The sequence below is a fragment of the Streptomyces sp. 1222.5 genome (assembly GCF_900105245.1).
GTDB classification, from domain to species: Bacteria; Actinomycetota; Actinomycetes; order Streptomycetales; family Streptomycetaceae; genus Streptomyces; species Streptomyces albidocamelliae.
This window is the reverse complement of record NZ_FNSZ01000001.1, coordinates 6,353,150-6,370,832: the sequence shown is the minus strand read 5'-3', so window position 1 is coordinate 6,370,832 and position 17,683 is coordinate 6,353,150. Positions and strand designations below refer to the sequence as shown.

The following is a 17,683-nucleotide window of genomic DNA, read 5'->3' as shown; positions in this document are numbered from 1 at the left end:
CCGCGCCCGCCGCCTTGCCGTCACGCCTCCTGGTCCGTCTTCCCCTCGCCCTTCCCCTTCTTGCCCTTGTCGCTCTTCTTGGCCTTCTCGCGCTTCTCGGGGGTGCCGGCCGTCGCCGGGGTCTCGGCCCCCTCGTCGCCCGGGCCCCGTCCGTCGCGCACCCGGAGGGCGCGGGACAGGTCGTCGAGGCGGTCGGCGAGGGTGCGGCGCAGGGCCGGGGTGAGGCCGGCGTCGAGCAGGCAGGCCTCGCCCAGGCGGACATGCTCGGCGTCGACGGCGTGGGCCGGGAAGGCGAAGCGGCCGGCGGCGACGGCGATGGCGGGGCCGCGGCGGGCGGCGACGGGGACCGCGGCCTCGTAGAAGCGCGGCACGTACTCCCGTACCAGCTCGGCCTGTTCGGGCTTCCAGAAGCCCTGGGCGGTGGCCGTGAACAGGTAGTTGGACAGATCGTCGCCGGTGAACATCGCCTCCCAGGCGGCGCGCTTGGCCTCCGGGTCGGGCAGGGCGGCGCGGCAGCGGGCGGCGCCCTCCTGGCCGGTGGCGCTCGGGTCGCGGTCCAGTTCGGCGGCGATGGCCGCCTCGTCGGTGGCGCCGAGCACGGCGAGCCGGGCGAGGACGCGCCAGCGCAGGTCGGGGTCGAGTTCCGGTCCGCCCGGCACCGTGCCGTCGGCGAGCCAGGCGGCGATGGTGTCGGGGTGGGCGGCCACGTCGATCAGGTGCCGTACGGCGATCAGGCGCAGACCGGGGTTGTCGCCGTCCTCGGTGCGCCGCAGCAGGTCGCGGCAGAGGGAGGTGAGCGTGGCCAGCGCGGCCGGGCGGTCCTCGGGTGCCAGGTACTGGTCGGCGATCTGCCCGGAGGCGAAGACGAGGACGCCCTGGACGAGGGCCAGATCGGTCTCGTGCGGGAGATGGGCGCGGGCCGTCTCCAGGTAGGCGGCGGGCGGGAGCTCGCCGTCGCGTACCGCGTCGCGCAGGGCGTTCCAGGCGATCGCGCGGGTGAGCGGGTCGGGCAGCCCGGACAGCCCGGTGCGCAGCGCGTCGAAGGAATGGTCGTCGAAGCGGACCTTGGCGTAGGTGAGGTCGCCGTCGTTGAGCAGGAGCAGCGCGGGACGCTTGCCGATGGGCTGCGGGGCGGCCTGGGGGACGTCGAGGTCCAGGCGTTCGCGGAGCACGAGCCGGCCCTCGTCGGCGAGGTCGTGGTCGTAGAGGCCGGCGGTGAGGCGGTGCGGGCGGCTGCCGGCACGGTCGACGGCCAGCGTGCAGGTGCCGTCGGCGGCGGCGATGACGGGTGTGAGCGTGTCGACGCCGGTGGTGCGCAGCCAGCTGTCGGCCCAGGCGTGGACGTCGCGGTCGGTGGCCGAGGCGAGGGAGTCGATGAAGTCGGCGAGGGTGGCGTTGCCGAACTTGTGCCGGGCGAAGTGGGTGTTGATGCCGGCGAGGAAGTCCTTCTCGCCGAGCCAGGCGGCGAGCTGGCGCAGCGCGGAGGCGCCCTTGGCGTAGGAGATGCCGTCGAAGTTGAGAAGCGCGGAGGCGGTGTCGTCGACGGCCTCGGGGGCCACCGGGTGGGTGGTGGGCCGCTGGTCGGCGTCGTAGCCCCAGGGCTTGCGGGTGACGCCGAACTCGGTCCAGGGGCCGGTGAACCGGGTGGCCTCGGCGGTGGTCTGGTAGCCCATGTACTCGGCGAAGGACTCGTTCAGCCAGATGTCGTCCCACCACTTGAGGGTGACGAGATCGCCGAACCACATGTGGGCCATCTCGTGGGCGATGACCATGGCGCGGGTCTGCCGCTCGGTGTCGGTGACGGCCGAGCGGTAGACGAAGTCGTCGCGGAAGGTGACCAGTCCCGGGTTCTCCATGGCGCCGGCGTTGAACTCGGGGACGAACGCCTGGTCGTAGGAGTCGAAGGGGTAGGGCTCCTCGAACTTCTCGTGGTAGCGGTCGAAGCACGCGCGCGTGACGTCGAGGATTTCGTCGGCGTCGGCGTCGAGGTGCGGTGCGAGGGAGCGGCGGCAGTGGAGGCCGAAGGGCAGTCCGCGGTGCTCGGAGTGGACCGAGTGCCAGGGGCCGGCGGCGACGGCGACGAGGTAGGTGGAGATCGTCGGGGTGGGCGCGGCCTGCCAGACGCCGTCGGCGCGCTGCTCGGTGACGCCGTTGGCGAGCACGGTCCAGCCCTCGGGTGCCTGCACGGCGACCTCGAAGACGGCCTTCAGGTCGGGCTGGTCGAAGGCGGCGAAGACCCGCTGGACGTCGTCCATGAACATCTGTGTGTAGACGTACGTCTCACCGTCGCTGGGGTCGGTGAAGCGGTGCATGCCCTCGCCGGTGCGGGAGTAGCGCATGACCGCGTCGACGCGCAGTTCGTGCGCGCCCGCGGTGAGGCCGGTCAGCGGCAGCCGTCCGTCGTGCAGCGAGTCCGGGTCGAGGGGCTGCCCGTCCAGCGTGACGTCGCGCAGCTCGGCGGGCTTGAGCTCGACGAACGTGTCCCCGTCGGACCGCGTGGTGAAGCGGATCACGGTGCGGGAGCCGAAGGTGTCCTCACCGGTGGTGAGATCCAGTTCGACGGTGTAGCGGTGGACGTCGAGGAACTGTGCTCGGAGCTGCGCCTCATCGCGCGTGAGTACGGACATGCAGGCCATGCTGCCTGATGGGACCGGCGTCGCACAGGGGTGGGCCGTTACACGGCTTTTGTCCGGCCCGTGCCCCTCGTGGATCAGCGGCCGTGGGTGTCCTCGGCGATGCGCTCGTGGTGGCGGATCACCTCGGCGATGATGAAGTTCAGGAACTTCTCGGCGAACGCGGGGTCGAGTTTGGCGTTCTCGGCGAGGCGGCGGAGCCGCTCGATCTGCCGGGCCTCGCGCGCCGGGTCGGCGGGCGGCAGCTGGTGCACGGCCTTGAGCCTGCCGACCTGCTGGGTGGCCTTGAAACGCTCGGCGAGCATGTGGACGACGGCCGCGTCGATGTTGTCGATGCTGTCGCGCAGCCGTGCCAGTTCCTGGCGGACCTCGGGGTCCACGTCACCGGTGCCGGTGTTGCTGGTGGTCATGGGCGTCCACCCTATGCGGTCGCCGGATCACCCCCGGGGAGTGTCCGGAGAGTGGATCATCGGGGGATCGCCGGGGTCGGGGACGCGGTCGCTCCAGCCGCCGGGGACGCTGCGGCCCTGCTGGGCGCGGAAGCGGACGGGGGCGAGGCCGACGCGGCGGGTGAACAGCCGGGAGAAGTAGGCGGGGTCGTCGTAGCCCACGCGGCGGGCGACGGCGGCGACGGGGAGTTCGGTGGCGGCGAGGAGTTCCTTGGCGCGTCCGAGGCGGATGCCGAGGAGGTAGTCCTTGGGGCTGCATCCGGCGGCCCGGCGGACCGCGCCGCGCAGTTCGGCGGTGGTCATGCCGTGCCGGGCGGCGTGGCCGGCGACGCTGAGGGGCATGCAGGCGTCGCGGGCCAGCGCCTCCAGTACCTGGTCGCCGTCGGGGGCGAGGTCCGCGCGGGCGCGGCGCAGGGCGACGAGCAGCTCGTGCACGGCCGCGCCGGTCTCCACCTCCAGCAGGGGATTGCCGCGCCGGGCGGCGCGGGCGATGCGGGCGACGACCCGGCGGGGCCCGGAGGCGTCGGAGAGCGGGACGACGGGCCGCTCGGGCTCGATGTAGCCCAGTTCGGTGTACGTGGGGGTGGCGGGTCCGGCGAAGTCGACGAAGCCCTCGTCCCAGCCGGTGTCCGGATCGGGGGCGTAGTGGTGGGGCACGCCCGGGGTGAGCCAGAGCAGGGCGGGCGCGGCGACGGTGGTGCGGCGGCCGTCGGCGCCCCGGTACCAGCCGCCGCCGGCGCTGATCACGACGGCCACGTGGTGGTCGAGGGTGCGTGGGCCGACGGTGGGCAGCGGGCCGTGCTGGAGGCCGACGCCGAGGCAGACCAGTCCGAGCCGGTGGTGGGCGGGGCCGGGGCTGAAGAACCGCATCCAGGTCTGGTACATCGCTGCTCCTCCCGGCGTCGGGGGCGGTGGATCTCCGTCCCGGCGGATTTTTGTCCAGGCAGCGCCGATCTTCGTCCATGGCGCCGGGCGCCGCCAGGGCCGAGGCTGGGGCGCGTGGGCGAGGTGGGGGCGGGAGCGGACGCATGAGCGCATTCACGGTGGGGGAATCGGACTTCCTGCTGGACGGGCGGCCGGTGCGGCTGCTGTCGGGGGCGCTGCACTACTTCCGGGTGCACGAGGGGCAGTGGCGGCACCGGCTGGCGATGCTGCGGGCGATGGGCCTGAACTGCGTGGAGACGTACGTGCCGTGGAACCTGCACGAGCCGGCTCCGGGGCGTCACCGGGACGTGGGGGCGGTCGGCCGGTTCCTGGACGCGGTGCGGGAGGCGGGCCTGTGGGCGATCGTGCGGCCGGGGCCGTACATCTGCGCCGAGTGGGAGAACGGCGGGCTGCCGTCGTGGGTGACGGGTGAGCTCGGGGCACGCGCGCGTACCCGTGACGAACGTTTCCTCCGGCACGTCCGGAGCTGGTTCCACCGGCTGCTGCCCGAGATCGTCCCCCGGCAGGTGGACCGTGGCGGCCCGGTGCTGATGGTGCAGGTGGAGAACGAGTACGGCAGCTACGGCAGCGACGCCGGCTACCTGGCGGAGCTGGCCGCGCTGCTGCGCGCCGAGGGCGTCACGGCCCCGCTGTTCACCTCGGACGGCCCGGAGGACCACATGCTGACCGGCGGCTCGCTGCCCGGTGTGCTCGCCACGGTGAACTTCGGCTCCCACGCGCGCGAGGCCTTCGCGACGCTGCGCCGTCACCGGCCGGCGGGCCCGCTGATGTGCATGGAGTTCTGGTGCGGCTGGTTCGACCACTGGGCCGGTGAGCAGGTGGTGCGGGACCCCGGGGACGCCGCGGGGGCCCTGCGGGAGATCCTGGAGTGCGGGGCGTCGGTGAACCTCTACATGGCGCACGGCGGGACGAGCTTCGGCGGCTGGGCGGGGGCCAACCGCGGCGGGGACCTGCACGAGGGCCCGCTGGAGCCGGACGTGACGTCGTACGACTACGACGCCCCCGTGGACGAGTACGGCCGGCCCACGGAGAAGTTCCGGCGCTTGCGGGAGGTGCTGGCCGCGTACGCCGACGGCCCGCTGCCCGAACCTCCGCCGCGGCCGGCTCCCCTGGGCGCCCCGGCCGAGGCCGCGCTCACCGGCTGGGCGGGCCTGGACGGCGTACTGGAGGCGCTGGGCGGCGCGGAGACCGTGACGCCGGTGCCGCCCTCCTTCGAGGATCTCGGGATCACCCGGGGGCTCGTCCGGTACGCGGTGGACGTGCCGGGGCCGCGGCAGCCGTACCCGCTGACCGTGCGGGGCTTGCGGGACCTCGCCACGGTGTACGTCGACGGCGAGTGGGCCGGGGTGCTCACGGAGGAGGAGCCGCGGCTTCAGGAGCCGGTGGCGGGCCCCGCGCGCGTGGAGCTGTGGGTGGAGTCCCTGGGCCGGGTGAACTACGGGCCCCGCTCGGGTGAGCCCAAGGGCATCACCGGGGGTGTCCTGCACGAGCGGCAGTACCTGCACGGGACACGCGCGCGGGGGCTGGATCTCGACGCCTTCGCCGACGGGGTCGGACGGGTGGCCTTCGGTCCCGTGCCCGAGGCGGGTGCCGAGGCGGTCCCCGGTGCGGGTGCCGGCGCGGCGGGGCTGTACCGGGGCACGGTCACCGTCCGCGGGGCGGGGGACGCCCGGCTCGAACTGCCGGGCTGGACACGCGGCTTCGCCTGGATCAACGGCTTCGGCCTGGGCCGCTACTGGTCGGTCGGCCCGCAGCGGTCCCTGTACGTCCCCGGGCCGGTGCTGCGCGAGGGCGAGAACGAGGTGTGGCTGCTGGAGCTCCAGCGGACCGGTCCGGACCGGCCGGCGCCCCGCCTGCTGCCCGTGTGACCGGTCGGCCGCCGCCCTTACAGTGGAGTCCGGGCGTCTTTGGGGGTGCGGACGTGGCGAACGGCGGACCGGTCCGGCACGGCTACCCGCACCTGGAGACGGTGCGGGCCGCGATCACGGCGCTCTACCGGCGGCTGTCCCGGGACACCGTCCAGACGTTCTCGACCAGCGTGGCCCCCGCCGACGTGGCCTTCTGCGACACCGACGACCTGCACCTGGGGGCGCAGCGCGTCGCCCACGAGATGGTGCGGCACTTCCGGCTGCCGGACGCCCGGCTGGTCGTCTGCTTCCGGGAGATGACCCATGCGGCGAACGTCGAACTGACGGCGGGGCCCGAGTACTTCGTCGAACTGAACGACCGCTTCCGCACCCATCGCAGGGACATCGGCGCGGCGCTCGCCCACGAGGTGGCCCACGTCTACCTGCACCGCCTGGACCTGTCGTTCCCCACCACGGCGGAGAACGAGATCCTCACGGACACGGTGACGGCCTACCTGGGCGCGGGCTGGCTGCTGCTGGACGCCTTCCGGGAGGACGGGGTCTCCTCGCAGAAGCTGGGCTACCTCACCCCGGAGGAGTTCGGTTACGTCCTGGCCAAGCGGGCGCTGCTCTTCGACGAGGACCCCTCGGTGTGGTTCACCAGCCCGCAGGCCTACACCGCCTACCGCGAGGGCATGACCCTGGCCCGCCGGGACGAGCAGCAGCCGCCGCTGACCGCGGCGGGCTGGGCGGGGCGACGCCGCTACGCCCACGACCGCCGGCACACCTCGGGGGTCCGGCCGACGGCGCCCTACGCCTTCGCACCCGACCCCGCCGGACAGCTCCGTGTGTCGTTCCCCTGCCCGACCTGCCACCAGCGGATCAGGGTGCCGGTACGGGGGCGGGTCCGCGCGCGGTGCGGGCTGTGCCGGACGGTGCTGGAGTGCGACACGTAGGCCGGCCGGTCCTCGTTAGCCTGGGCCCATGACGAAGCGGGACGGGGCGGAGCGCGCGGAGGTACTGGGGCGGCTCGTGGAGGTGGGGCGGGCCCACGGCGCGGTGACGGTGATGTTCCACTCGGCCCTCTCCGCGCAGCGGGGACTGAACGCGACGGAGGTGCGGACCCTCGACCACCTGCGGCGCGAGGGCCCGCTGACCGCCAAGGACCTGGCCGGGCTGACCGGTCTCGCCCCCGCCTCCGTCACCGGTCTGCTCGACCGTCTGGAGGCCAAGGGCTTCGTCCGGCGGGTCAGGCACCCGACGGACAAGCGCCGGGTGGTCGTCGAGCTGAACGAGGAGGAGCCCGCCGGGCCGGCCGGTTTCCTCGACGACTGGGCGCGGGAGGTCGCCGAGGCCTGCGCGGAGTTCGACACCGGCGAACTGGAGACCGTGATCCGGTTCCTGTCGGTCATGGACGAGCGCCAGCGCGCGGCGGCGGCCCGGCTGACCGCGCCGCCCTCGTGACGGACCACCCCTGACCGGCCGCCCCTGACCGGCCGGCCCCGCCACCCTCACGGCCGACCGCGCCCTTCATGGCCCGCAGGCTCCGCCGCTAGGACCCGTAGACCGCCCCGGGCGGTTCCGCGGCCGACAGCAGTCCGCGTGCCAGCTCCCCCGCCCCGGCCGGTGTCCACCGCGCCCCCTTGTCGGCGGTGGGGCCGGGTCGCCAGCCCTCCATGACGGTGATCCGGCCGCCCTCCGCCTCGAACACCCGGCCGGTGACACCGGCGCTCGCGGCCGAGCCGAGCCAGACCACGAGCGGGGAGACGTTCTCCGGCGCCATGGCGTCGAAACCGTCGGCCGGCGCCGCCATGGCCGCGGCGAAGGTGCGTTCCGTCATCCGGGTGCGGGCGGCCGGGGCGACGGCGTTGACCTGGACGCCGTAGCGGGCCAGTTCGGCCGCCGCGACGAGGGTGAGGCCCACGATCCCGGCCTTGGCCGCGCTGTAGTTCGCCTGGCCGACCGAGCCCAGCAGGCCGGCCCCGCTGCCGGTGTGCACCACCCGGGCCGCCGGAGTGCGCCCCGCCTTGGCCTCGGCCCGCCAGTGGACGGCGGCGTGCTTCAGGGGCAGGAAGTGGCCCTTGAGATGGACGCGGATCACCGCGTCCCAGTCGTCCTCGTCGAGGTTGACCAGCATCCGGTCGCGCAGGAATCCGGCGTTGCAGACGAGGGTGTCGAGCCGGCCGTACGTCTCCACGGCGGTCCGGATCAGGGACTCGGCACCCGCGCCGGTGGCGATGTCGCCGCCGTGCGCGACCGCCTCACCGCCCGCGGCCCGGATCTCCTCGACCACCCGGGCCGCGGGGCCGTCCGGTCCCGGGCGGCCGTCGAGACCGACACCGAGATCGTTGACGACGACCCGCGCCCCCTCCGCCGCGAAGGCCAGCGCATGGGCGCGGCCGAGCCCGCGGCCCGCTCCGGTGACCACGACGACCCGCCCGTCGCAGATCCCGCCCGTCCCGGCCGATTCGTCATCGTCCATCTCAGCCCTCCAGGGGTGTGGTCGAGGCATCCGTCGCCCGGTGTCCGGCGGCCTCGCCGGCCGCTTCCCGGCCGTCCGGCCGCACGGTCGTACCGACGGCCGCCGCGTCCAGGAACGCGGGCCGTTCGCCGCCTCCGTGGACCTGAAGGCTCGCCCCGCTGATGTACGCGGCCGCGGCGGAGGCGAGGAAGACGGCGGCGGCGCCCACGTCGGCGGGGGCGGCCAGCCGGCCCAGCGGGACGGTGCGGGAGACGGCGGCGAGACCGTCGGGGCCGCCGTAGTGGAGATGGGCCAGTTCGGTGCGGACCATCCCGACCACGAGCGTGTTGACGCGGACCTCCGGCGCCCACTCCACGGCCATCGAGGCGGCCAGCCCGGCGAGGCCCGCCTTGGCCGCGCCGTAGGCGGCCGTACCCGGCGAGGGGCGCGCTCCGCTGACACTGCCGACCATCACGACCGAGCCGCGGCTGCGGCGCAGGTGCCCGTAGGCGGCGAGGGACGCGGTCAGCGGGGTGATCAGGTTCAGCTCGACGATGCGCGCATGCCGTTCGGCGAGGGCGACGGCGTCGGCACCGGGCTCGATCAGCGGCCGGTACGGCGTTCCGCCGGCGTTGTTGACGAGCACGTCGAGGCGGGGCAGCGCGGCGAAGAAGGCGCGGACGGCGGGCGGATCGCGCAGGTCCAGCGCGGTGAACCCGACGCCTTCCAGGGGCTCTTCGGGGGGTCTGCGGGCACAGGCCAGGACCCGGGCCCCGGCTTCGGCGAAGGCCCGCGCGATCCCGGCGCCGACGCCCCGGGTGCCGCCGGTGACGACGACGGTACGGCCGTGCAGCGAGCTGTCCACAGGGTGCGCCGCCGAGTTGTCCACAGGCTCTCCCGCTCGTCTTCGCCGACTGCTAGCTTCGAAGCCTCACACCTAACAAATGTTTGGTGGAAAGGCGTTGAGTGCGAAGGTAGCTGATGCGTCCATGGGTGTCTCCACCTCGTCCCCGGAAAAGGGGATTTCGCTCGTCACGATCGACTTCCCACCGGTGAACGCGCTGCCGGTGGCCGGCTGGTTCGCGCTGGCCGAGGCCGTCCGCGCGGCAGGCCGCGATCCGGGGGTCCGGTGCGTCGTGCTGGCCGCCGAGGGGCGCGGCTTCAACGCGGGCGTGGACATCAAGGAGATACAGACGGCCGGCCGCCGGGCGCTGATCGGCGCCAACCAGGGGTGCGCCGAGGCCTTCGCCGCGGTCTACGAGTGCGAGACACCGGTGGTGGCGGCGGTGCAGGGCTTCTGCCTGGGCGGCGGGATAGGTCTGGTGGGCAACGCGGACGCCATCGTGGCGAGCGAGGACGCCACCTTCGGCCTGCCGGAGCTGGACCGGGGCGCGCTGGGCGCCGCGACCCATCTGGCCCGGCTGGTCCCGCAGCACCTGATGCGGGCGCTGTACTTCACCGGGCGCAGAGCGACCGCCGCCGAGCTGCACGGGCACGGTTCCGTCTGGCGTGTGGTGCCGCGCGCGGATCTGCCGTCGGCGGCACTGGAGCTGGCCGGGGAGATCGCCGCCAAGGACGGGCGGCTGCTGCGCATGGCCAAGTCGGCCATCAACGGCATCGATCCGGTCGACGTGCGCCGCAGCTACCGCTTCGAACAGGGCTTCACCTTCGAGGCCAATCTCAGCGGGCTGGCCGACCACATCCGCGACACGTTCGGGAAGGAGGGCGCGTAGATGGGCGACAAGACGATGACCGCGGACGAGGTGGTCGCACGGCTGGAGAGCGGCATGACGCTCGGCATCGGCGGCTGGGGGTCGCGCCGCAAGCCGATGGCCCTCGTCCGTGCGCTGCTGCGGTCCGGGGTCAGGGACCTGACGGTCGTCTCGTACGGCGGCCCGGACGTCGGCATGCTGGCCGCGGCCGACCGGATCAGCCACCTGGTCACGGCCTTCGTCACGCTGGACACGATCCCGCTGGAGCCGCACTACCGGGCGGCACGCGAGGGCGACGGCCTCCGGCTCACGGAGGTCGACGAGGGGATGTTCCTGTCGGGCCTCCAGGCGGCGGCACAGCGGCTGCCCTTCCTGCCGGTGCGGGCCGGGGTCGGCTCGGACGTGATGCGGGTCAACCCGCGGCTGCGGACGATCACCTCGCCGTACGAGGACGGGGAGACGCTCGTGGCCATGCCCGCCCTGCGGCTGGACGCGGCCCTGGTGCACGTCGACCGCGCCGACCGGCTGGGCAACGGCCAGTGCCTCGGCCCGGATCCGTACTTCGACGACCTGTTCTGCGAGGCGGCGGACGCGGCCTACGTCTCCTGCGAACGGATCGTGGACACCGCCGAGCTGACCAAGGAGGCGGCTCCGCACTCGCTGCTCCTCAAGCGGCTCGCGGTGACCGGCGTGGTGGAGGCACCCGACGGCGCGCACTTCACCTCCTGCGCCCCGGAGTACGGCCGGGACGAGGAGTTCCAGCGGTGCTACGCGTCCACGCCGTGGCCGGAGTTCGCAGGGCGGTTCCTCGGCGCGGACGAGGACGCGTACCGGACCGCGGTGCACGAGTGGCGCAAGGAGCAGGGGCGATGAGCGTCACCCGGGCCGGGACGGGCGTCACCCGGGCCGAGTACTGCGTGATCGCCTGCGCCGAGGCATGGCGGGGCGCCGGCGAGATCCTGGCGAGCCCGATGGGCCTGATCCCCTCGCTGGGGGCGCGGCTGGCACGGCTCACCTTCGCGCCCGATCTGCTGCTGACCGACGGCGAGGCGCTGCTGGTCCGCCCGGACGGCACACCCGAGGGCTGTCTGCCGTACCGGCAGCACCTGACCCTGGTGGCGGGCGGGCGCCGGCACGTGATGATGGGCGCGAGCCAGATCGACCGGTACGGCAACCAGAACATCTCCTGCGTCGGCGACTTCGAGCACCCCCGCCGGCAGCTCCTCGGGGTGCGCGGGGCGTCGCTCAACACGCTCAACAACCCGACGAGTTACTGGGTCCCCCGGCATTCGCGCCGGGTGTTCGTGGAGCGCGTGGACATGGTGTGCGGGGTGGGGTACGACCGGGCGGCGGAGCTCGGCGCCACGGCCCGCTTCCACCGTGTCGTCCGGGTCGTCTCCGATCTCGGGGTCTTCGACTTCTCGACACCGGACCGCTCGATGCGGCTCGCCTCGCTGCATCCCGGGGTGAGCCCGGAGCAGGTGCGGGAGGCCACGGGCTTCCCGCTCGCGGTGCCGGAGCGCGTGCCGTGCACCCGGGGGGCCGGGGCCGAGGAGCTGCGGCTGATCCGTGAGGTGCTGGATCCGGCCGGGGACCGGGCACACGAGGTGCCGGAGGGGGCGAGGGACTGATGGAGACCGCGCTCACCCGGCTGGTCGGGGTCCGCCATCCGATCGTGCAGACCGGGATGGGGTGGGTGGCCGGGCCCAGGCTGGTCTCGGCGGCGGCGAACGCGGGCGCCCTGGGCATCCTGGGGTCCGCGACGATGACGCTCGACCAGTTGCGCGAGGCCGTACGGGAGGTGCGGTCCCGGACCGGGGCGCCGTTCGGGGTGAACCTGCGGGCCGACGCGGGCGACGCGGCCGACCGGGTGCGGATCATGCTGGAGGAGGGCGTGCGGGTGGCCTCCTTCGCCCTCGCCCCCTCACGTGAGCTGATCACCGCGCTCAAGGAGGCCGGGGTGGTGGTCGTCCCGTCCGTCGGGGCGCGGCGGCACGCCGAGAAGGTGGCCGCGTGGGGCGCGGACGCGGTGATCGTGCAGGGCGGCGAGGGCGGCGGGCACACCGGTGAGGTGGCGACGAGCGTGCTGCTGCCGCAGGTGGTGGACGCGGTGCGGATACCGGTCGTGGCGGCGGGCGGTTTCTTCGACGGGCGGGGGCTGGTGGCGGCGCTGGCGTACGGGGCGGCCGGGGTCGCGATGGGCACGCGGTTCCTGCTCACCTCCGACTCGACGGTGCCGGACGCGGTGAAGGCGAGGTATCTGGCGGCGACGGTGCGGGACGTCACGGTGACGCGCGCGGTGGACGGGCTGCCGCACCGGATGCTGCGCACGGAGCTGGTGGACGCGCTGGAGCGGTCGGGCCGGGCGCGTGCCTTCGCCCGGGCGCTCCGGGAGGCGGCGGGTTTCCGGCGGCTGTCGGGGCTGAGCCGGCGGCAGCTGGTCCGTGACGGGCTCGCGCTGAGACACGGCAAGGAGCTGTCCTGGAGCCAGGTGCTGCTGGCCGCGAACACGCCGATGCTGCTCAGGTCGGCGATGGTCGAGGGGCGTACGGACCGCGGAGTGATGGCGGCCGGTCAGGTGGCCGGGGTGATCGACGATCTGCCGTCGTGCGCGGAGCTGGTGGACGGGATGATGGCGCAGGCCGGGGAGATCATCGGTGCGCTCCGGACGGGCGGCGCTTCGACGCACGCATGAGCCGAGGCGCCCGGCACGGCTCCCCCGCCGGTGGGCTCGGACCGTGGGCGGCGTTCAGCGGGCGCGGGCCGGGTTCAGAGCCGTTCGATGATCGTCACGTTGGCCTGGCCGCCGCCCTCGCACATGGTCTGGAGGCCGTAGCGGCCGCCGGTGCGCTCCAGTTCGTGCAGCAGCGTCGTCATCAGACGGACGCCGGTCGCGCCGAGGGGGTGGCCGAGGGCGATCGCGCCGCCGTTGACGTTGACCCTGCCGGGGTCGGCGCCGGTCTCCTTCAGCCAGGCGAGAACGACCGGCGCGAAGGCCTCGTTGATCTCCACCAGGTCGATGGCGTCGATGGTCAGTCCGGTCCTGCGCAGCGCGTGTGCGGTGGCCGGGATGGGGGCGGACAGCATGCGGACGGGGTCCTCGCCGCGTACGGAGAGGTGGTGGACGCGGGCGCGCGGGCGCAGCCCGTGGTCGCGTACCGCCCCTTCGGAGGCGAGCAGCAGGGCGGCGGCACCGTCGGAGACCTGGGAGGAGCAGGCGGCGGTGATGGTGCCGCCGTCGACGACGGGCTTCAGCGCGGCCATCTTCTCCAGGGTGGTGTCCCGGCGCGGGCCCTCGTCCACCGTGACGTCCTGGTGGGGAACGATCTCGCGTGCGAAGCGGCCGGTGTCGATCGCCCGGATCGCCCGCCGGTGCGAGCGCAGGGCGAACTCCTCCTGGTCCTCGCGGCTGATGTGCCACCGGGCGGCGATCATCTCGGCGCCGGTGAACTGGTTGACGGGCTGGTCGCCGTAGCGGGCTCGCCAGCCGGCGCTGCCGTGGAAGGGGCCGTCGGTCAGCCCGAGCGGGGCGGCGGCCTGCCGGGAGGCGAAGGCGATGGGGACCTGGGTCATGTTCTGCGCGCCGCCCGCGACGACCAGGTCCTGGGTGCCGGACAGCACGGCCTGCGCGGCGAAGTGCACGGCCTGCTGGGAGGAGCCGCACTGCCGGTCGACGGTCACGCCCGGCACCTCCTCGGGCAGCCCCGCGGCGAGCCAGCAGGTGCGGGCGATGTCCCCGGCCTGCGGTCCGACCGCGTCCAGACAGCCGAAGACGACGTCCTCCACGGCGGCCGGGTCGATGCCGGTCCGCTCCATCAGCGCGGTGAGCACATGCGCGCCCAGATCGGCCGGGTGCACCCCGCCGAGCCCTCCCCCGCGCCGCCCGACGGGCGTGCGGACCGCTTCGACTATGTAGGCCTCGGCCATGACGACTCCCCTGCCTGGAAGGGACGTTGGGTGGGCTCTATCCGCTCTGCTCGTCGCGTACGGCGATCCCGTCGAGCACCATCGACAGGTACTGCCGGGCGATCTCCTCGGGGCTGTGCTGTCCCCCGGGCCGGTACCAGGAGGCGGCGACCCACACGGTGTCCCGCACGAAGCGGTAGGTGAGCCGCACGTCGAGGTCGGCGCGGAAGACCCGTTCGGCGACGCCGCGTTCCAGCGTGCTGAGCCAGGCCGTCTCGAACCGGCGCTGCGACTCGGCAAGGAACGCGAACCGGTCCTGGGCGGCGAGTTGCCTGCTCTCCTTCTGGTAGATGGCGACGGCGGCCCGGTGCCGGTCGATCTCCCGGAAGGACTCGGTGACCAGCGCCTCCAGCGTCCGGCGGGGCCCGAGTCCGGAGGCGAGGACGGTGTCGTAGCCGTCCCACAGCTCGTCGAGGAAGGTCCGCAGGATCTCCTCGAGCATCGACTCCTTGGAGTCGAAGTGGTAGTAGAGGCTGCCCGCGAGCATCCCCGCGTGGTCGGCGATCCTGCGGACGGTGGTGGCGTTGTAGCCGTGCTCGGCGAACACCTCGGCGGCGGTGGTGAGGAGTTCGCCGCGCCGGGCGGCCGCGGCGGTCACCTGGGGCTTCTTCTTGGTCGGCACGCCCCCATTGTGGTCTGCCCGGGTCATCACGCGTGCCGGCTGCTGACGGCGACGACCTCGCCGGTCATGTAGGAGGAGTAGCCGGAGGCGAGGAACACGATCACGTTGGCCACCTCCCAGGGCTCCGCGTACCGCCCGAAGGCCTCGCGGGCGGTGAGTTCCGCCAGCAGTTCGGCGGAGGTGACCTTCACCAGGTGCGGGTGCATGGCGAGGCTCGGGGCGACCGCGTTGACCCGCACGCCGTACGCGGCCGCCTCGACGGCCGCGCAGCGGGTCAGGGCCATCACCCCGGCCTTGGCGGCGGCGTAGTGCGCCTGCCCGGCCTGGGCGCGCCAGCCGACGACCGAGGCGTTGTTGACGATCACCCCGCCGCCGGTCTGCCGCATGGCGCGCAGGGCCGCCCGGGTGCAGCGGAAGGTGCCGTTCAAGGTGACGTCGAGGACGCGGGTCCACTGCTCGTCGGTCATGTCGGCGAGCTCCGCGGTGCCGCCGAGTCCGGCGTTGTTGACGACGACGTCCAGCCGGCCGTGCTCGGCCGCGGCCGCGTCGAAGAGGGCCCGCACCTGTGCCTCGTCGGTGACGTCGCACGGTTCGGCGCTCACCGCGCCCGGGAACTCACGGCCCAGCTCGGCCTCGTACTCCTTCAGCCGGCGCGTGTGGGCGTCGCTGATGAGGACCCGTGCGCCCTCCTCCAGGAACCGGCGCGCGGTCGCGCCGCCGATGCCCGCACCGGCCGCCGCGGTGACGACGGCGGTGCGCCCCCGCAGCAGTCCGTGCCCGGGTACGTAGGCCGGGCTCTCGACGCCTGTCATAGGGCCACGCTAACCTACCAAACACTTGTTAGGGAAGGTTGGTGACGGCGACCGTGGACCTGACCCACTCCGAGGACGACGAGAAGTTCCGCGCCGAGGCCCGGGCCTGGCTGGAGGCGCACGTGCCGCGCACACCGCTGCCGTCCCTGGAGACGGCGGAGGGCTTCGCGGCGCACCGCGCCTGGGAGGCCGAACTGGCCGCGGACCGCTGGTCGGTGGTGTCCTGGCCGGAGAAGTACGGCGGCCGGGACGCCGGGCTGCTGCGCTGGCTGGTCTTCGAGGAGGAGTACTGGGCGGCGGGCGCGCCGGGCCGGGTCGGGCAGAACGGCGTCAGTCTGCTCGCGTCCACCCTCTTCGACCACGGCACGGAGGAGCAACGCGCGCGCGTGCTGCCGCCGATGGCCTCCGGCGAGGTGGTCTGGGCGCAGGCCTGGTCGGAGCCGGAGGCGGGCTCGGACCTGGCCTCGCTCACCTCCCGGGCGGTGCGCACCCCGGGCGGCTGGCGCCTGAGCGGGCAGAAGACCTGGTCCTCCCGGGCGGCCTTCGCCGACCGGGCCTTCGGGCTGTTCCGCAGCGATCCGGCGGCCGAGCGGCCGCACCAGGGGCTCACGTACCTGATGTTCGACCTGCGGGCCCCCGGCGTCACCGTCCGTCCGATCCGCCGCCTGGACGGGAAACCCGCCTTCGGGGAGCTGTTCCTGGACGAGGTGTTCGTGCCGGACGAGGACGTGATCGGCGAGCCCGGCCGGGGCTGGCGGATCGCGATGTCCACGGCGGGCGACGAACGCGGCCTCACCCTGCGCTCCCCCGGCCGGTTCCTCGCCGCCGCCGGCCGGCTGCTGGAGCTGTGGCGGGCCCAGGGCAGCCCCGGGCGGGCGCGGGCCGGGGTGGCGGACGCCGTGATCGGCGCCCGTGCCTATCAGCTGTTCACCTACGCGGCCGCCTCCCGCCTCCTGGACGGCGCCGCGCTCGGCCCGGAGTCCAGCATGAACAAGGTGTTCTGGTCCGAACTCGACCTCGCGCTGCACGAGACGGCACTCGATCTCCTCGGCGAGGAGGGCGAGCTGGCGGACACGGCGTGGGCGGAGGGGTACGTGTTCTCCCTCGCGGGCCCCATCTACGCCGGCACCAACGAGATCCAGCGGGACATCGTCGCCGAGCGCCTGCTCGGCCTGCCGAAGGGACGCCGCTGATGCGCTTTCTCCTCGACACCGAGCAGCGGGCCTTCGCCGACTCCCTGCGCGCGCTGCTGACGGCCACGGACACCGCGTCGGCGGTACGGGAGTGGAGCCGGGGCGAGCGCGCGGGCGGCCGTGCGCTGTGGCGCCGGTTCGCGGACGCGGGGGTGTTCGGGCTCGCCGTCCCCGAGGCGCGGGGCGGCTGGGGCCCGCGTCCGGTGGAAGTCGCCGTGGCCTGCGTCGAGTCGGGCCGGCACGCGCTGCCGGGACCGCTGGCCGAGACGGTGGGCGCGGCCGTGCTGCTCGCCTCCCTGGACGACCCGGCACCGGCCGGCCGGTTCCTGCCCGGGCTGCTGTCGGGCGAGTCGATGGCGACCCTGGCGCCGGCCGGGTCGTACGCCCTGGACGCGGAGGCGGCCGCCGTCCGGCTGGCGGTGCACGGCGCCGGCGGCGCGGCCCGTCCCCCCGCCGGCCGCGGCACCGGCCTCGCCGAAGTCCGCCTCGCTCCCGCCCCCGCCGGCTCGCGTCCCTCGCTGGACCCCGCGCGCCGGCTGTCCCTCCTGCCGTCCGGCGGTGAGGTCCTCGCGAGCGGCCCCGGGGTCCGCCCGGCCGTGGAGCACGCGCTCACCTGGTCCCGGCTCGCCACCGCCGCCCAGGCCCTCGGCACCGGGCTCGCCCTGCTGGACCGGACGGTCGCGCACGTCAGGCGGCGCACCCAGTTCGGCGTGCCCATCGGCTCGTTCCAGGCGGTCAAGCACCGCCTCGCCGACGCGATGATCGCCCTGGAGTTCGCCCGGCCGCTGCTCTTCGGCGCGGCGACCACCCTGCGTCCCGCCGATGTGGCGGCCGCCAAACTGAAGGCCTGCGAGGCGGCGTACGGCACCGCCCGCGCGGCCCTCCAACTGCACGGCGCGATCGGGTACACGGCCGAGGACGACCTGTCCCTGCTGCTGACCAGAGCCCGCGCCCTGCGCTCGGCATGGGGCACACCCGAGGAGTGCCGGGACGCGGTCCTCGAGGACGCGGCCGGCGCGGCGTCGGGGCTCCCGGGCCGGTGA

Annotated in this window: 17 protein-coding genes; 9 read left to right on the top strand and 8 right to left on the bottom strand. The window is 74.3% G+C overall.

Annotated features, from left to right (window positions below; genetic code table 11):
• Positions 1-20: 20 nt before the first annotated feature.
• From pepN to BLW57_RS28760, 3 genes are all read right to left on the bottom strand, one after another.
• The gene (gene pepN / locus BLW57_RS28770) at positions 21-2,627 is read right to left on the bottom strand and encodes an aminopeptidase N (protein ID WP_093480937.1); all 2,607 of its coding nucleotides are present in this window, start codon (positions 2,625-2,627) and stop codon (positions 21-23) included.
• A gap of 83 nt (positions 2,628-2,710) precedes the next feature.
• Positions 2,711-3,043: a chorismate mutase gene (locus BLW57_RS28765; RefSeq protein WP_079192473.1), complete on the bottom strand. Its 333-nt coding sequence runs from the start codon at positions 3,041-3,043 to the stop codon at positions 2,711-2,713.
• A gap of 27 nt (positions 3,044-3,070) precedes the next feature.
• Positions 3,071-3,967, bottom strand: coding sequence for a helix-turn-helix domain-containing protein (locus tag BLW57_RS28760; protein WP_093478477.1), 897 nt, complete (start codon positions 3,965-3,967; stop codon positions 3,071-3,073).
• A gap of 143 nt (positions 3,968-4,110) precedes the next feature.
• On the opposite strand from BLW57_RS28760, the gene BLW57_RS28755 reads away from it, so the two are divergent.
• From BLW57_RS28755 to BLW57_RS28745, 3 genes are read left to right on the top strand one after another with little or no spacing between them, the layout of a single operon-like run.
• On the top strand, positions 4,111-5,895 hold the full coding sequence (locus tag BLW57_RS28755; RefSeq protein WP_093478476.1) for a glycoside hydrolase family 35 protein: 1,785 nt from the start codon (positions 4,111-4,113) through the stop codon (positions 5,893-5,895).
• Positions 5,896-5,948: 53 nt separating this feature from the next.
• Positions 5,949-6,830 carry a hypothetical protein gene (locus tag BLW57_RS28750; protein ID WP_093478474.1) on the top strand — a complete coding sequence of 294 codons (882 nt, stop codon included), beginning with the start codon at positions 5,949-5,951 and terminating at the stop codon, positions 6,828-6,830.
• Between the two features lie 28 nt (positions 6,831-6,858).
• Positions 6,859-7,338 carry a MarR family winged helix-turn-helix transcriptional regulator gene (locus tag BLW57_RS28745; protein WP_093478473.1) on the top strand — a complete coding sequence of 160 codons (480 nt, stop codon included), beginning with the start codon at positions 6,859-6,861 and terminating at the stop codon, positions 7,336-7,338.
• Positions 7,339-7,426: 88 nt separating this feature from the next.
• On the opposite strand, the gene BLW57_RS28740 is transcribed toward BLW57_RS28745, so the two are convergent.
• On the bottom strand, positions 7,427-8,356 hold the full coding sequence (locus tag BLW57_RS28740) for an SDR family oxidoreductase (RefSeq protein ID WP_093478471.1): 930 nt from the start codon (positions 8,354-8,356) through the stop codon (positions 7,427-7,429).
• A gap of 1 nt (position 8,357) precedes the next feature.
• Entirely contained in the window at positions 8,358-9,224 is an 867-nt protein-coding gene (locus tag BLW57_RS28735; protein WP_256339611.1) for an SDR family oxidoreductase, read from the bottom strand.
• Between the two features lie 100 nt (positions 9,225-9,324).
• On the opposite strand from BLW57_RS28735, the gene BLW57_RS28730 reads away from it, so the two are divergent.
• The 4 genes from BLW57_RS28730 to BLW57_RS28715 are packed head-to-tail and all read left to right on the top strand — an operon-like array spanning position 9,325 to position 12,742.
• Positions 9,325-10,068, top strand: coding sequence for an enoyl-CoA hydratase family protein (locus BLW57_RS28730; RefSeq protein ID WP_093478470.1), 744 nt, complete (start codon positions 9,325-9,327; stop codon positions 10,066-10,068).
• Complete coding sequence (locus BLW57_RS28725) at positions 10,069-10,920, top strand: CoA transferase subunit A (RefSeq protein ID WP_093478468.1); 852 nt, start codon at positions 10,069-10,071, stop codon at positions 10,918-10,920. It begins immediately after the preceding gene.
• Positions 10,917-11,678 carry a CoA-transferase subunit beta gene (locus tag BLW57_RS28720; RefSeq protein ID WP_093478467.1) on the top strand — a complete coding sequence of 254 codons (762 nt, stop codon included), beginning with the start codon at positions 10,917-10,919 and terminating at the stop codon, positions 11,676-11,678. Before BLW57_RS28725 ends, BLW57_RS28720 begins: the two co-directional genes overlap by 4 nt.
• Entirely contained in the window at positions 11,678-12,742 is a 1,065-nt protein-coding gene (locus BLW57_RS28715; protein ID WP_093478465.1) for an NAD(P)H-dependent flavin oxidoreductase, read from the top strand. The genes BLW57_RS28720 and BLW57_RS28715 overlap by 1 nt, the downstream gene beginning before the upstream one ends.
• A 74-nt stretch (positions 12,743-12,816) precedes the next feature.
• Here the strand turns inward: BLW57_RS28715 and BLW57_RS28710 are convergent, their stop codons facing one another.
• The 3 genes from BLW57_RS28710 to BLW57_RS28700 are packed head-to-tail and all read right to left on the bottom strand — an operon-like array spanning position 12,817 to position 15,447.
• Positions 12,817-13,974, bottom strand: coding sequence for an acetyl-CoA C-acetyltransferase (locus BLW57_RS28710; protein ID WP_093478464.1), 1,158 nt, complete (start codon positions 13,972-13,974; stop codon positions 12,817-12,819).
• Positions 13,975-14,011: 37 nt separating this feature from the next.
• A complete protein-coding gene (locus BLW57_RS28705) occupies positions 14,012-14,635 on the bottom strand; it encodes a TetR/AcrR family transcriptional regulator (RefSeq protein WP_093478462.1) in 624 nt (207 codons plus the stop codon).
• 26 nt (positions 14,636-14,661) lie between these two features.
• Positions 14,662-15,447, bottom strand: coding sequence for an SDR family oxidoreductase (locus BLW57_RS28700; protein WP_093478461.1), 786 nt, complete (start codon positions 15,445-15,447; stop codon positions 14,662-14,664).
• 53 nt (positions 15,448-15,500) lie between these two features.
• Between BLW57_RS28700 and BLW57_RS28695 the strand changes: the two genes are divergently transcribed.
• Together BLW57_RS28695 and BLW57_RS28690 are read left to right on the top strand one after the other, a co-directional pair.
• Positions 15,501-16,640 (top strand): acyl-CoA dehydrogenase family protein, encoded by a 1,140-nt coding sequence (locus tag BLW57_RS28695; protein ID WP_093480935.1) that lies wholly within the window; start codon positions 15,501-15,503, stop codon positions 16,638-16,640.
• Positions 16,640-17,683, top strand: coding sequence for an acyl-CoA dehydrogenase family protein (locus tag BLW57_RS28690; protein ID WP_093478459.1), 1,044 nt, complete (start codon positions 16,640-16,642; stop codon positions 17,681-17,683). The genes BLW57_RS28695 and BLW57_RS28690 overlap by 1 nt, the downstream gene beginning before the upstream one ends.